General features: G+C 59.9%; 9 protein-coding genes. 2 read left to right on the top strand and 7 right to left on the bottom strand.

Features of this window, described 5'->3' with window-relative positions:
- The first annotated feature begins 132 nt into the window (after positions 1-132).
- Together narX and narL are read left to right on the top strand one after the other, a co-directional pair.
- Positions 133-1,929, top strand: a complete 1,797-nt coding sequence (narX, locus tag ACOTX3_RS07945; RefSeq protein WP_127869001.1) for a nitrate/nitrite two-component system sensor histidine kinase NarX — start codon at positions 133-135, stop codon at positions 1,927-1,929.
- Entirely contained in the window at positions 1,922-2,572 is a 651-nt protein-coding gene (gene narL, locus ACOTX3_RS07940; protein WP_058678632.1) for a two-component system response regulator NarL, read from the top strand. Before narX ends, narL begins: the two co-directional genes overlap by 8 nt.
- Positions 2,573-2,575: 3 nt before the next feature.
- Here narL and ACOTX3_RS07935 read toward each other — a convergent pair whose 3' ends face one another.
- From ACOTX3_RS07935 to nasR, 7 genes are all read right to left on the bottom strand, one after another.
- Positions 2,576-3,982 carry a YchO/YchP family invasin gene (locus ACOTX3_RS07935; RefSeq protein ID WP_058678631.1) on the bottom strand — a complete coding sequence of 469 codons (1,407 nt, stop codon included), beginning with the start codon at positions 3,980-3,982 and terminating at the stop codon, positions 2,576-2,578.
- A 137-nt stretch (positions 3,983-4,119) separates the two neighbouring features.
- Complete coding sequence (locus tag ACOTX3_RS07930) at positions 4,120-6,597, bottom strand: nitrate reductase (RefSeq protein ID WP_058678630.1); 2,478 nt, start codon at positions 6,595-6,597, stop codon at positions 4,120-4,122.
- Positions 6,594-10,583: a nitrite reductase large subunit NirB gene (nirB, locus tag ACOTX3_RS07925; protein ID WP_072205104.1), complete on the bottom strand. Its 3,990-nt coding sequence runs from the start codon at positions 10,581-10,583 to the stop codon at positions 6,594-6,596. Before nirB ends, ACOTX3_RS07930 begins: the two co-directional genes overlap by 4 nt.
- A gap of 13 nt (positions 10,584-10,596) precedes the next feature.
- Positions 10,597-11,385 carry an ABC transporter ATP-binding protein gene (locus ACOTX3_RS07920; RefSeq protein ID WP_013096250.1) on the bottom strand — a complete coding sequence of 263 codons (789 nt, stop codon included), beginning with the start codon at positions 11,383-11,385 and terminating at the stop codon, positions 10,597-10,599.
- A 9-nt stretch (positions 11,386-11,394) separates the two neighbouring features.
- Complete coding sequence (gene ntrB, locus ACOTX3_RS07915; protein WP_058678629.1) at positions 11,395-12,276, bottom strand: nitrate ABC transporter permease; 882 nt, start codon at positions 12,274-12,276, stop codon at positions 11,395-11,397.
- 2 nt (positions 12,277-12,278) lie between these two features.
- Positions 12,279-13,526 carry a CmpA/NrtA family ABC transporter substrate-binding protein gene (locus tag ACOTX3_RS07910; RefSeq protein ID WP_058678628.1) on the bottom strand — a complete coding sequence of 416 codons (1,248 nt, stop codon included), beginning with the start codon at positions 13,524-13,526 and terminating at the stop codon, positions 12,279-12,281.
- 228 nt (positions 13,527-13,754) lie between these two features.
- A complete protein-coding gene (gene nasR / locus ACOTX3_RS07905; RefSeq protein ID WP_058678627.1) occupies positions 13,755-14,939 on the bottom strand; it encodes a nitrate regulatory protein NasR in 1,185 nt (394 codons plus the stop codon).
- Positions 14,940-14,961: the final 22 nt, after the last annotated feature.

Here is a 14,961-nt window from a genome sequence, read left to right as displayed (position 1 = left end):
CCATTCCTCCCCCTGAGCCTTACCCCATTGGCAATTTAGAGGTAATCCTTTATTGGTATGGGTATACTCCAGGGTATGCACCAGAATAACGCCATTCCTGCAAGCAGGCCACGTCAGGAGCCCGGCAACTCTATGTTAAAAAGATGTTTATCTCCGCTAACACTCGTCAATCAGGTCGCCCTGATCGTTTTGCTGTCCACCGCCATCGGCGTGACCGGCATGGCGATTTCCGGCTGGCTGGTACAGGGTGTACAGGGTAATGCCCATGCCATCAACGAGGCAGGCTCACTACGCATGCAGAGTTATCGTCTACTGGCATCGGTGCCGTTAACCCAGGACGATCAGAAGCTGCTGGACGATATGGAACATACCGCTTTCAGCACCGAACTGGAAAGTGCCGCGATTCGTGCCGGTCAGGAATCCCAGCTTAAAGCCCTTCAGGGCTACTGGCACACTCAGCTGGAGCCGGGGTTAAAGCAGGCGAAAAATCCTGATACCGTTGCTCATGATGTCGCCGGGTTCGTTTCCCGCATTGATACCCTGGTCTCTTCTTTCGATCAAACCACCGAATTACGCATCGACCGGGTGGTGATGATCCACCGGGCGATGGCGCTGTTTATGGGGCTGCTGCTGATTTTCACCATTGTCTGGCTGCGCGCCCGGCTGCTTAATCCCTGGAAGCAACTGCTGGCGATGGCCCGCGCGGTGACTGCCCGGGATTTTACCCAGCGCACCCACATCAGCGGACGTAACGAAATGGCGATGCTGGGCCAGGCGCTCAACACCATGTCAGATGAACTCGCCGAGAGTTATGCGGTGCTGGAAAAACGCGTACAGGAGAAAACCGCGGGGCTGGAGCAGAAAAACGAGATCCTCTCGTTCCTGTGGCAGGCTAATCGCCGCCTGCATATGCAGGTGCCGCTGTGCGAACGTCTCTCCCCGGTCCTGAATGGCCTGCAGAATCTGACCCTGCTGCACGACCTGGAGCTTCGGGTGTACGACATGGAAGATGAAGAAAATCACCAGGAGTTTACCTGTCAGTCAGACATGACCTGCGATGACAAAGGCTGCCACCTGTGCCCACGCGGCTTACCGCCGCTGACCACCAGCGGCACGACGCTAAAATGGCGGCTGACAGACAGCCACAACCAGTACGGTATTCTGCTGGCGACCCTGCCCGCCGGGCGTCATCTGAGCCACGACCACCAGCAACTGGTGGATACGCTGGTTGAACAGCTGACGGCCACGCTGGCCCTAGACCGCCATCAGGAGAAACAGCAGCAGCTGATCGTGATTGAAGAGCGCGCCACCATCGCCCGCGAACTCCACGACTCTATCGCCCAGTCGCTCTCCTGTATGAAAATGCAGGTCAGCTGTCTGCAAATGCAGGCCGCAGAAATGCCGGAAAGCAACAAAGCGCTGCTGAGCCAGATCCGCAACGAGCTGAACACCTCCTGGGTACAGCTTCGCGAACTGCTGACCACCTTCCGCCTGCAGCTCACCGAGCCCGGCCTGCGCCCGGCGCTGGAAGCAAGCTGCCAGGAATTTAGCGCCCGACTGGGGTTCCCGGTGAAGCTCGATTACCAGTTACCGCCTCGTTTTGTGCCTTCTCATCAGGCCATTCATTTACTGCAGATCGCCCGCGAAGCGCTGAGCAACGTGCTAAAACACGCTGACGCGACGGCGGTCACCGTTACCGTTAGCCAGCACGATAATCAGGTGAAGCTCACGGTTCATGACAACGGCCGCGGCGTGCCGGAAAATGCCGAACGGACAAACCATTACGGTTTAATTATCATGCGAGACCGCGCCCAAAGCCTGCGCGGTGATTGCCAGGTTCGTCGGCGAGAAACAGGTGGCACAGAAGTGGTTGTCACCTTTATCCCCGAAAAACCCCTCACAACTATCCAGGGAGAAACCCATGACTAATCAGGAACCGGCATCCATCCTGTTGATTGACGATCATCCGATGCTGCGTACTGGCGTAAAACAGCTGGTCAGCATGGCACCTGATATCACCGTCGTTGGCGAAGCCAGCAACGGTGAACAGGGCATTGAACTTGCCGAATCGCTTGATCCTGATTTGATCCTGCTCGATCTGAACATGCCAGCCATGAACGGTCTGGAGACGCTCGATAAGCTGCGTGAAAAATCGCTGTCGGGACGCGTGGTGGTCTTCAGCGTCTCAAACCATGAAGAAGATGTGGTCACGGCGTTAAAACGCGGTGCAGACGGCTACCTGCTGAAAGACATGGAGCCGGAAGATCTGCTCAAGGCCCTGCAACAGGCTGCCGCAGGCGAAATGGTACTGAGCGAGGCGTTAACCCCGGTGCTGGCCGCCAGCCTGCGGGCAAACCGCGCCACCTCCGACCGCGACGTCAGCCAGTTAACCCCGCGCGAGCGCGATATTCTGAAGCTGATTGCCCAGGGTCTGCCGAACAAAATGATCGCCCGTCGTCTGGATATCACCGAAAGCACGGTCAAGGTGCATGTGAAACATATGCTGAAGAAGATGAAGTTAAAATCCCGCGTTGAAGCCGCCGTGTGGGTGCATCAGGAACGCATTTTCTGAGGATTACTCATCCGGGAGTAACTTCCAGCGCGGGTCATCGTCAGGTAACGCGACAAGCGGCTGAACCACGGTAAGCGTGATCTCATTGGATGAGACGCGCTGTCCTTTTTCATCTTCAACCACCGCCGACAGGTGCCAGCGGTTCTTCGCCCCGTCACTGTCATCCCAGGCAGGCATAATCACACTCCAGCCATCGCTGCTGTGCGTGTTGGCAGGCGCAGTCAGGCTCAATGCCTGGGTATCGCCCTGCCAGTGGATCTGCCGAATACCGTGAGTGCTGCGTACCTGAAGCTTGAGCATCACGGTCTCGCCCCCTTTCAGATCCCACGGCGGGGTCGCCAGCCAGACGGAGAGCGTTTTGCGCTGGCGGAACTCCATTACCGGCAGATTATCCCGCTCCGGTGAATCATAGCGACTGCCGCGCAGGGAGCGCGTGGCGGCAACTTCGCTGGCAGAAAGCTGCTTGGCAAGGGGCACACCAAAGCGGTAGTTGAGCTTAAGCCCGAGGTTGTTCTGACTCGCACCGCTCTCCCCCTGCTTATGCGCCGCCGTCAGGGTGACCAGCGGAACAGGCGTATAGTTAAGCCCCAGGTTGACCGCCACCGGGTTGTGATAGCCGGTTCCACTGTTGAACAGGTCAACGTTGTCACCAAAGTACTGCTCAAAGCTGACGCTGGTGTTGAAATGATGAAACCACGGCAGCCAGGCTTTAGCGGTCACGTCATAGCCACGCGCCATGCGCTGCTCCTGCACGTCCGAACTCTCGCGCCAGCTGGCCAGCGGTTGATAGTAATTGGCAGACAGACGCAGATTCTCGCCCCACGCCTCCGCACCCAGCCCGGCACGCTGCAGGTTTTCATCAAGCATATTATCGTAAAAGGTGTTGTAGCCGAGCAGCCATTTTCCGGCAACCCAGCGCTGACCGATGCCGGCATTGCTCACCAGGCCGTCACTCTGCTGCGTCAGCCCCAGCTGGCTCCAGCTCAGGTAACGGTTGTTATCATTCCAGGGGATGAACCAGCTCCCGCTGCTGCCGTTAAAGTTCCCCTCGTCATCCACCAGTAAATTGACGCTGGCGTTGCCCCAGGGCGAGAGCCAGGACTCAATCTGCTGATTCACCTCGCCGCTCACCGCGTCACGCACCTTACCAAACGCAAACTGACGCGCCTGCTCGCCGGTGGTGAGGCCGTTATCGGTCATACTGGCTTCGCCAAAGGCTTTTGCCATTTCGGCCAGGTGCTTTTCCCCCTCGTCTGTTGGCGTCGCCATGCCGAGATCGGGCAAACTGTCCCCGTTGTTATCAAAGGGGTTTTCTGCCTGATGCATAAAGGAATTCGGGGCACCGTGAACGGCACCCGCCGTAAGAAGTGGGAGTAATAACAGAAAGCGAATGCGGGACGATACAGCCATCAACGTCGTAAATAAGAACCTGTGTTTATGAGGCAACGCTTTTAATGTTAACGCGATAAGCTGTGAAATGCAGTCTTAGCGCAAATTTCAGGAATATCCTGAACATTATTGTCGCCTTACCCGACACTCTTAGACCATTATCCAAACAGCCCTTTCAGCTCCGGCACGCAGGAGCCGCAGTTGGTGCCACATCGTAGTTTCGCCCCCAGCGCTGCAACGGAATCGCACCCGCCGACAATCGCCTCCCGTATCGCATTTTCCCCGACGCAGTAACAGCTACAGATAATGCGTCCCGGATCGACACTCTCCCCCGCGCCCGCGCCGTTCAGGAGCGCATGCCGCTCCGCAAGCGTCTCTGGAGCCCGACGAAAAGCCTCTTCAATAGTCGCATGCGCCAGCGCTGGCAACGTAGTCCCTTCCCAGAATCCGAGCATCAGCTCGCCGTTATGCCATGCCAGTACGCTGCTGCGCGCATCCGTCCGGGCAAGTTGCAGCTGCCAGCCCTGCTGTTCAGCATACTCTTTCACCCACGGCATCAACGGTTCGTCAGCCGCCACCGTCAGGCGTGATGCTTTGCGCCACCGGTGTACCGAAGGCGGCAGTTCCGGCAGCACACGGGCATACAGCTCTCCCTGCCATTCAGGCTGCCATGGCATGATCCTGACGGCGGTCTGTTTACTCTCCGGCTGGCCAGACTGCGGATCGCAGCGCCCCTCCACCAGCGTATTGACCTTTCCCTGACGGGCAAACTGCGCATTCCAGTGCATGGGCGCGAATACTTCACCCTCCCTTTGTCCATCGTTGATACGTACTTTTGCCACCATCACTCCACGCGGAGAGCTGATCCGTGCCAGTTGCCCGTCGCAAAGGGCGAAACGCGCGGCATCTGCAGCGCAGATCTCAACGCAGGGCTCAGAGATATGCTGCATCAGCCCGGAAACATATCCCGTACGGGTCATGGTATGCCATTGATCGCGGATGCGTCCGGTATTCAGCAGCAACGGATATAACGCATCTGGCGCCGCGCCGTGCGGACGCGGGTCAACGGGCACCACATTCCGGTGGGGAAAATCGCCCGCCGCCCACTGATAAGGCTCAAGCTGATCCCAGGCCTCATGGGTAAGCCCCGCCAGCGCATGCAGATTAAACGCCCGTGCCCCGTCATTCTCAAACGCCGACAGTGCCGCATGTTCACAAAAAATCTCCTGCGGATGTTCCCAGGCAAAGGCCTCACCATAGCCCAGCTGTTTCGCCACCTGGGCAACAATCCACCAGTCCGGTTTTGCCTGGCCCGGGGCAGCCAGAAAGGCGCGCTGGCGCGAAATCCGCCGTTCGGAGTTGGTGACCGTACCGTTTTTCTCTCCCCAGCCCAGCGCCGGGAAACGAATATGGGCGTAGCGGCTGGTGTCAGTCTCCTGCATCACCTCAGAGACAATGACCAGCGGACAGTTCGCCAGCGCCTGGCATACCGCGTGACTGTCCGGCAGCGAGACAGCCGGATTGGTGCCCATGATCCATACCGCCTTTACCTCACCGCGGGCAATGGCGTCAAACAGATCAACGGCCATCAGGCCCGGCGTTTGCGCCAGCCGTTCGGTTCCCCAGAAACGTGCCACCCGCGAGAGATCGTCCGGCTCGAAGTTCATATGCGCCGCCAGCTGATTCGCGAGTCCCCCCACTTCCCGTCCCCCCATCGCGTTTGGCTGGCCGGTCAGCGAAAACGGCCCGCAGCCCTGACGGGCAAATTTCCCGCTGGCAAGATGGACGTTAATGATGGCGTTGCACTTGTCGCTGCCGCTGGAAGACTGGTTGATCCCCATGGTGTAGAGCGTAATGGCACGCGGCGCCGTGAGGAACCAGTCGTAAAACGTGGCAATCTCCTGTGCATCAAGACCACAAAACCCGGCCACGCGGGCAATCGGCCAGTCGTCGGTACCCTGGATCAGGTTGAGCAAACCGACAAACAGCCCGGCGTCACTGCCGGGCGCGAGTGCCAGATGCAGGTCGGCGATATCACAGGTGGCGGTTTTACGCGGATCGATCACCACCACTTTCATTTGCGGATTGTTTTGCCGCGCCTGAACCAGCCGCTGATAAAGCACCGGATGCGTCCATGCCGCGTTTGAACCCACCAGCACCACCAGATCGCTGTTCTCCACGTCCTCATAGCTGCACGGCACCACATCTTCGCCAAATGCGCGCTTATAGCCTGCTACCGCCGACGACATGCAGAGCCGCGAGTTGGTATCGATGTTCGCCGCGCCGATAAACCCTTTCATCAGCTTATTGGCAGCGTAGTAATCCTCGGTGAGTAGCTGGCCGGAGGCGTAAAACGCCACCGCCTGCGGCCCCCAGGTGTCGATAATCGCCCGCAGCCGCTCGCCAGCCGCGCTTAACGCCTGCGGCCAGTCCACCTCCAGCCCGTCCACCACCGGGTGCAGCAGCCGCCCCTGCAGGCCCGTGGTTTCACCTAACGCCGCGCCTTTGACGCACAGCCGTCCAAAACTGGCGGGATGGTGTTCATCGCCGCGCACCGTGACCTTGTCGTCCTCAACCCGGGCCACCACGCCGCAACCGACGCCGCAGTACGGGCACGTTGTTCGGGTTCCATTCATGATGCCTCCGCACGGACCAGCAACGCGTCGTTCCCCACCCACACCTTGCCGTTTTCGATTTTCACCGGCCAGGCGCGCACCGCAGGCTCACCGTTATCCACCTGGCAGCCGTCGCGCAGGCGAATACGCTGTTTGTAGAGCGGCGAGATGACCACCGGCTCACCCGCCGCATCGCCAAGAATACCGCGTGACAGTACGTTCGCTTCGCTGCCTGGCTCCTGATCGTCAAGGGCATAGACCGATTTGCCAAAACGGAACAGCGCGATCGGCTTACGCCCCAGCCGGGCGCCGATCCCCGCCTGCTCCGGGATCTCATCCAGACCGCAAATTTCCTGCCAGCGTTTACTCTCTTCCGCCGCCGGACCGTTCACCGCCGTGCGGAACAGCGCCAGACGGTTCGGATCGTTAAGCGTGGTCTGCCATTCACACTGATACGTTTCCACCACACGGGCCATCTCCTGCTCCAGCTCCTGCGCAATACCGAGGCTATCGTCGAGGATCACCTCCCGCAGATAGTCGAGACCGCCTTCAAGGTTGTCCATCCAGGTGCTGGTCCGCTGCAGGCGATCCGCCGTGCGAATGTAGAACATCAGAAAACGGTCGACGGTACGGATCAGCGTCTCTTCATCCAGATCGCTGGCGAAGAGATCCGCGTGTCGCGGCTTCATGCCGCCGTTGCCGCACAGATAGAGATTCCAGCCCTTGTCCGTGGCGATCACGCCGACATCTTTGCTTTGCGCCTCGGCACACTCGCGGGTACAGCCGGACACCGCCATTTTGATTTTGTGCGGCGCGCGCAGCCCCTTGTAACGGTGCTCCAGTTTGACCGCAAGGCCGGTGGAGTCCTGCACGCCATAGCGGCACCAGGTTGACCCGACGCAGGATTTCACGGTACGCAGGGATTTACCGTACGCATGCCCGGTTTCAAATCCGGCCTCCACCAGCGCCTGCCAGATCTCCGGCAGCTGCTCCAGCGTGGCACCAAACAGGTCAATACGCTGGCCGCCAGTGATCTTGCTGTACAGCCCGTAGCGCTTTGCGATCTGCCCGATAGCAATCAGCCCGTCGGCCGTTACTTCCCCGGCGGGCATGCGCGGCACGATGGAGTACGTTCCGTCCTTCTGAATATTGGCAAAGTAGCGGTCGTTGGTGTCCTGCAGCGGCAGATGCGCCGGTTTCAGCAGGTATTCGTTCCAGCAGGAGGCCAGCACTGACCCCACCAGCGGTTTACAGATCTCACAGCCGTGCCCTTGCCCGTAGCGGCTAATCAGCTGGTCGAAGGTACGAATATGGTTGACGCGCACCAGGTGGTATATCTCCTGACGCGAGTACGGGAAGTGCTCACAGATATCTTTTTTCACCTCCACGCCCTGCTCAGCCAGCTGGAACTCCATCACCTGTTTCACCAGCGCGCTGCACCCACCGCAGCCGGTCGCCGCTTTGGTGCACTGCTTGATGGCGCCGATCTCCGTCGCACCGGCGCTTACTGCCTGGCAGATATCGCCTTTGCTGACGTTATGACAGGAGCAGATCTGCGCGCTGTCCGGCAGCGCCGCCACCCCCAGCGCTTTTGGCGCGCTACCGGAGAAGGCTGGCAAGATGAGCGTTTCAGGCTCTTTCGGCAGGCTGATTCCGTTAAGCATCATCTGCACCAGCGTGGCGTATTCGCTGGCATCCCCCACCAGCACGCCGCCGAGCAGGGTTTTGTTGTCATAGCTGACGACAATTTTTTTATAGATTTGCTGCGGGCCGTGGGTCCACTGGTAGCTCAATGCCCCCGGCGTACGGCCATGGGCATCCCCAAACGAGGCCACGTCCACGCCCAGCAGCTTAAGTTTGGTGCTCATATCCGCGCCGGTGAAGGACTTCTCCTCACCCGCCAGCGTGGCCGCCGCCACGCGTGCCATCTGGTAACCCGGCGCCACCAGACCGAAGATTTTACCTTCCCACAGCGCACACTCCCCGATGGCGAAGATGTCCTTATCTGAGGTCTGGCAGGCGGTATCAATGCAGATCCCGCCACGCTCGCCGATCGCCAGGCCGCTGCTGCGCGCCAGCGCATCCTGCGGGCGGATCCCGGCAGAGAAGACCACCATATCGGTGTCCAGCTGTTCACCGTCGGCAAAACGCAGGACCAGCCCGTCGTCGGAGGCCGCAATTTCAGTGGTGGCTTTGCTGGTGTGAACCCCGACGCCGAGCGCTTCTATTTTTTTACGCAGCATCGCCGCGCCGTCGTTGTCGAGCTGTACCGCCATCAGGTTGGGGGCGAATTCCACCACGTGGGTTTCAAGCCCCAGCTGTTTGAGGGCGTTGGCCGCCTCCAGCCCGAGCAGGCCACCGCCAATGACTACGCCGCGTCGGGAGCCCTTCGCATGCGCGGCAATGTTATCGAGATCGTCCAGCGTACGGTAGACAAAGCAGCCCGGCAGCGTGTTGCCCGGCACCGGCGGCACAAACGGATATGAGCCGGTCGCCAACACCAGTTTGTCCCAGTGGATTTCGTGACCGCTGGCGGTACGCACCACGTGCGCGTCGCGATCGATGGCGATAATTTGCTGCGACAAACGCAACTCTATGCCGTGTCTGGCAAAGAAATCGCCCTCCACCAGCGAGAGGGACTCCGCGCTGCGGCCGCCAAAATACTCTGAGAGATGTACGCGGTCGTAAGCGGCATAACGCTCTTCGCCAAAGACGACAATCTGGTATTGCTGATGCAGATTGCGGTTTACGCAGTCTTCAAGAAAATGGTGGCCGACCATACCGTGCCCAACCACCACCAGAGTAGGTTTTGTCATAGCGTTCTGTCCTGCAACCTGCGGTTGCGTCGTAGTGAATCGATCGAACAGCCAGTCCACGTGTGCGGGCGCAGCCGTTGCCAGTAAATCGGTAAATGTTGCCGCGCTGCGGCAATCTCCCATCAGCAGTACGCCAGCCAGCGCACCGCGATGAATCAGTAAGCGACGGTAGTGACGGGTCAGCGGATCCCACGCGTCCCAGACCGTATCCTCCGGTTGCGCCGTTACGCGCCCGGCGCTGAAGAGCTCCACACCGGTGACCTTCAGGCGCATCCCGCTGTCGGTGTGGGCAAAAGGCGCTGGGGCGTCCCCTGCCAGCCGGGCGGCGAGAATGTCCGCCTGTGCCAGGCAGGGGGCAACCAGGCCAAACGTCTGACCGTCGATTTCGCAGCACTCCCCAATGGCGCTAATAGCCGGGACGGAGGTCTGCATCTGCTGGTCGACCACAATGCCACGGGCGCAGTGAATACCGCTGGCGCTTGCCAGGGCGATGTTGGGCAGTACGCCGGTAGCCAGCACCACGCGCGCGGCGCTAACCTGGCGTCCGTTGAGCAGCGTTACTGAATCCGGCGCGATTGCCGCGATCCCGGACGACAGCTCGCAGCGCACGCCGCGCTCCGCCAGCGCAGCCTCCAGCAGCAGCCCCGCCTGCCGATCCAGCTGTTGTTCCATCAACCACGGTCCGCGATGCACCAGCGTGACGTTGTCACAAGTTTGTGCCAGCGCCGCTGCCGTCTCAACGCCCAGCACGCCACCGCCCAACACCACCGCTGGCCCCGGGATCTGCGCAATGGCTCGCGTATCCTCAAGGCGGCGGAAGGTAAAGACGTGTGGCGCATCGCCCCCGGGGATCGGCGGCACGAACGGTATCGACCCGGTGGCGAAGACCAGTTCATCCCACCCCAGCGTGGTCTGCGCGGTACGGATTTCCCGTTTCGCCACGTCCACGGCGAGCACCTTTTGCCCCCTGAGCACCGTGACGCCGCGCTCGCGGTACCAGTCATCGTCCTGCAGGCGGATCTGTTCCGGACGTTTTTCCCCACCCAGCACCGGCGAAAGCTGGATGCGGTTGTACGCATGCTCAGGCTCCTCACCCAACACGGTGATCGCGAAGCGGCCAGGCGCACGCCCGGTCAGCGAGGCAATCAGCCGTGTTGCTGCCATTCCATTGCCGATAATGACCAGTCGCATCGTGGTGCCCCCACTACGCCGCTTTGGGCTGTTTTTCATAGAGGAAATGGAGGATCTGCTGGCGCATGTGGTGGTAGCGGCTGTCGTCCGCCAGCTGCACCCGGTTACGCGGACGCGGCAGGTCAACCTCCAGGATTTCGCCGACGGTCGCCGCCGGGCCGTTGGTCATCATCAGCACGCGGTCAGAGAGCAGCACCGCTTCGTCCACGTCGTGGGTGATGAGCACAATGGTGGTGTTGAGCGCCTGCTGGATTTGCATCACGGAGTCCTGCAGATGGGCACGCGTCAGGGCATCCAGCGCGCCAAACGGTTCATCCATCAGCAACACTTTCGGCTTCATCGCCAGCGCACGGGCAATGCCCACGCGCTGCTTCATGCCGCCTGAGATCTCCCCCGGGCGTTTATGCAGGGCGTGCCCCATCTGCACGCGATCGAGGTTGTGTTCAATCCACTCACGACGCTCCGCCTTGCTCATGGTGTGGCGGAACACCTGATCGACCGCCAGCGCAACGTTGTCGAAACAGGTCAGCCACGGCAGCAGGGAGTGGTTCTGAAAGACCACCGCACGCTCCGGTCCCGGACCCGCAATTTCACGGTTGTCACAAATCAGTCCCCCTTCCGTCGGCAGGGTGATCCCGGCGATCAAGTTCAGCAACGTTGATTTGCCGCAGCCGGAGTGGCCAATCAGGCTCACGGTTTCCCCTTCGTGGATATCAAACGAGACGTTCTGCAGCGCCAGAAATTCACCGCTGGCGGTAGAAAAACGCTGGCTTACGGCCTGGACCTGAATGATTGGTTTCATGTTCGCACCTTATTTTTCCTGCCAGCTAAAGCGACGGGCGATCAGCATCAGCCCCTGCTCCAGCAGTAACCCGACCACGCCAATGATGACGATGGCGATGAGAATGTTTTCGACGTTGAGGTTGTTCCACTCATTCCAGATCCAGAAACCGATCCCTAAGCCGCCTGTCAGCATTTCGGCGGCGACAATCACCAGCCAGGCGATACCGATGGAAAGACGTACCCCGGTCAACACCGCAGGCAGCACCGCCGGGAAGAGGATCCGACGCAGAATGGTCCACTCAGAAAGCTGCAACACGCGGGCGACATTGAGGTAATCCTGCGGAATACGGCGTACCCCTTCGGCGGTGTTAATCACCATTGGCCAGATCGAACAGATAAAAATGGTCCAGCTGGAAGCAGGCTCTGCTTTCTGGAACAGCAGCAGGCCGATAGGCAGCCAGGCCAATGGGCTGACCGGGCGCAGCAGCGCAATCAGCGGGCTGAACATGCGTGAGAAAAAGGTGAAACGGCCAATCAGAAAACCGAGCGGGATACCGACTAACGCGGCCAGGCCAAAGCCCACCGCCACGCGCTGCAGGGAGGCAAGCACGTTCCAGCCGATCCCCATGTCGTTTGGCCCGTCGCGATAAAACGGATCGGCGAACAGGGTGATGGCAGAATCCAGCGTGCTCAGCGGCGTCGGAAAGCCTTTGCTGTTGATTGCCGCCAGTTGCCAGAGCACCACCAGCAGCCCCAGCCCCAGCAGCGCCGGAATGATACGCTGGAGCACGTTGTTAATCCGGCGGGCAATCGCCGGAGGACGACGGCGAACCTGAACCGGTGGCAGGGTAATCACCTCGCCACTCACCGGCGTCTCGTGTTTTGCTTTCGTGCTGTGCAGATGCTGCATAATCAGGCCCCTTTACGGTGAATAGCGAAGCGGTTGGCATAGCCTTCAGGATCGGTACCGTTCCAGACGGTGCCGTCCATCAGGGTGCTACTGCGTAGTGGTGAAGTCGGTGTGGTAATGCCCCCCACCGCGGTGGCGGCATCCTGCCAGACCGCCGTCTGGTTGATACGCCGGGCAATTTCGACATAGTCCGGTGCAGATTTAAGCAAGCCCCAGCGGCGGAACTGGGTTAAGAACCACATGCCGTCGGAGAGATACGGGTAGCTCACAGCCCCCTCGTTGAAGAAACGAATCGGATGCGCGTCCTGCCAGCGCGTGCCCACCCCGTTGTCGTACTCACCCAGCATCCGTCCGGTGAGGTACTGCTCTTTGGTGTTCAGCCATGCGCGACGCGAGAGGATCTGCGCCGTTTCACGTTTGTTTTCCGGTGAAGCGTCGATCCAGCGCGCGGCTTCCAGTACTGCGCTCACCAGCGCCCGCGCGGTGTGCGGATTTTTCTCCACCCAGTCGCGACGGGTACCGAGGATTTTTTCCGGGTGGTCAGCCCAGATAGACTGCGACGTTGCAGCGGTAAAACCGATGCGATCGTTAATGGCCCGGGCATTCCACGGCTCGCCGACGCAAAAGCCGACCATATTGCCAATGCGCATGTTCATCACCATCTGCGGCGGCGGTACCACCACGGTGCGAACATCGTCAAACGGGTTAATGCCCGCACTGGCCAGCCAGTAGTAGAGCCACATGGCGTGCGTGCCCGTCGGGAAGGTATGCGCGAAGGTGTACGTGCCCGGTGCCTGCTGACCAATCAGTTTCTTCAGCCCGTCGAGATCGCGAACCCCCTTCTCTGCCAGATCGGCAGAGAGCGTAATCGCCTGGCCGTTCTGGTTGAGGGTCATCAGATTCGCCATCTGCTGTGGCTTACCGGCGATCCCCAGTTCCAGTCCGTACAGCAGACCGTAAAGAATGTGCGCCGCGTCCAGCTCCCCCGCGACTAACTTGTCGCGCACGGCCGCCCAGCTCGCCTCTTTGGTGGGCACGATGGTAATGCCATGCTTTTTATCGAACCCTTTCAGCGCCGCGATGACCACCGGAGCGCAGTCGGTCAGCGGGATAAACCCGATGCGCACCGTCTCCTGCTCGGGTTTATCCGAGCCTGCCGCCCACGCGGCCTGCATGACACCCGGTAACAACATTGCACTGCTCGCCAACACGCTGGCCTGCAAAAAACGCCGTCTCGACAAATCCGCCATGACCACTCCTGAAAAAAAGACAAAAAAAAGCGCCCGACAGTGCCGAAGCACCGCTGGACGCCTTTATCCCGAAGACTGATGCACCGCCGTTGGCGCACCGTCAAAATTGGTTACTGAAATAATGCAAAGCGAATGCCAGGTTTTAATGCCTTGTTTTTATGGCTTTTGCCCCACTGGCTCTGCAAAAACGCACCTCAATCAGGCACAACGTGCCCACTGATTGTGCAGCTACTCCTTAGGGGTTAGCTGCCACAATCGCTTCACGGTAAGCAGCGCGCGGGCGATATCCACCATGCGCTGGTTCTTGTCCATCGCCATTTTGCGCAGCGCCGTCCACGCCTGTTCCTCACTCATGTTGTGGTGGGTCATCAGCACGCTTTTGGCTTTATCAATGGTCTTGCGCTCTTCCAGCGTATCGCGCAGCGTCGCGAGCTGGCGGGAAAGCTGTTCTATTTCACGAGCCTGCTGGCGAACCAGCGGCAGCAAAGGTTTGTCCGGATAAAGCGCGAGCGGATCGTCATTCTCATCGGCACTTACCGGATGTTGAGGGTCATGATGGATACGCTCATCAACCGCCAGCATCAGGTCGGCGATAACCATCTCCTCCAGGGTGCGCAGGTGCTCAAGACGCGACGTTTGCAGGGCGAACCAGTTCAGCGCCGTATCGCCATTATCCGCAGCAGGCTGGCGGGTACAGGCCACACGCCGGAGTTGCTCCGTCTCGCGGTCGGGCTGGCAGTCCCGGGAAAAGGTGCTCTGCACATCCGCCGGGCTGTGGCTTAAAAAGATCTCAAAACAGGCCTGCTGCCCGTCAATGCGATCCACCAGCCTCTGGCGGGTGACATCATCAAAAAAACCCTGCGTGAAGCCAATGGCCCCCAGCGCCCGCTCTTGTCCCGCCAGCTCTTTGCCCTGCATCAGGCTGTACAGGGCAACAAAACGCCCCGCCAGATGCGGATCGTCAATGCTGTCGTTGAGCTGCGGCACGATACTGAGCAGATGGCGAAGCATGCGACAGTAATGCTCCATCGCCTGCGGGGCGGTAACGGTTTGTTGATTCACCCCTTCTCGCAGGGCGGGGAGTGATTCAAGGCTCTGCAACGCAGCGGCGATGCGCTCACATACGGCGCTGCCCGGCACTGGGGAGTGTTTATCCAGAATGCCATACAGTATGGTGAGATTTTCATCCACCAGCGCCCGGCTGGCTTTGCATTCGGGGGCATAGAGCTTACCCTGTGAGCAGAGCCAGACGTTTGATGCACCGCGCTCGCACTGTAGCATATGCACCAGTTGGCTAATGCCATTCACCAGTACGCCCAGCTGTGACAGCTTGCTGAGCTGCTCCTGGCGCAACGCTTTTGCGCGCTGGAGCCATTCGGTTGCACCCGACGAATTGCCAGCCATTAATGTCATGCTTACTCTCCCGGATAACCCT

The organism is Enterobacter cloacae complex sp. IR5384 (genome assembly GCF_049237265.1).
Classification (GTDB): Bacteria; Pseudomonadota; Gammaproteobacteria; order Enterobacterales; family Enterobacteriaceae; genus Enterobacter; species Enterobacter cloacae.
The sequence above is the reverse complement of the archived record's forward strand: the minus strand, read 5'-3'. Positions and strand labels throughout refer to the sequence as shown.

Excerpts from the sequence above, each read along its gene's own strand:
- narL (WP_058678632.1), top strand. The coding sequence starts at position 1,922 with ATGACTAATCAGGAACCGGCATCCATCCTGTTGATTGACGATCATCCG.
- ACOTX3_RS07935 (WP_058678631.1), bottom strand. The coding sequence starts at position 3,982 with ATGGCTGTATCGTCCCGCATTCGCTTTCTGTTATTACTCCCACTTCTT.
- narX (WP_127869001.1), top strand. The coding sequence starts at position 133 with ATGTTAAAAAGATGTTTATCTCCGCTAACACTCGTCAATCAGGTCGCC.
- nirB (WP_072205104.1), bottom strand. The coding sequence starts at position 10,583 with ATGCGACTGGTCATTATCGGCAATGGAATGGCAGCAACACGGCTGATT.
- ntrB (WP_058678629.1), bottom strand. The coding sequence starts at position 12,276 with ATGCAGCATCTGCACAGCACGAAAGCAAAACACGAGACGCCGGTGAGT.
- ACOTX3_RS07930 (WP_058678630.1), bottom strand. The coding sequence starts at position 6,597 with ATGAATGGAACCCGAACAACGTGCCCGTACTGCGGCGTCGGTTGCGGC.
- ACOTX3_RS07910 (WP_058678628.1), bottom strand. The coding sequence starts at position 13,526 with ATGGCGGATTTGTCGAGACGGCGTTTTTTGCAGGCCAGCGTGTTGGCG.
- nasR (WP_058678627.1), bottom strand. The coding sequence starts at position 14,939 with ATGACATTAATGGCTGGCAATTCGTCGGGTGCAACCGAATGGCTCCAG.
- ACOTX3_RS07920 (WP_013096250.1), bottom strand. The coding sequence starts at position 11,385 with ATGAAACCAATCATTCAGGTCCAGGCCGTAAGCCAGCGTTTTTCTACC.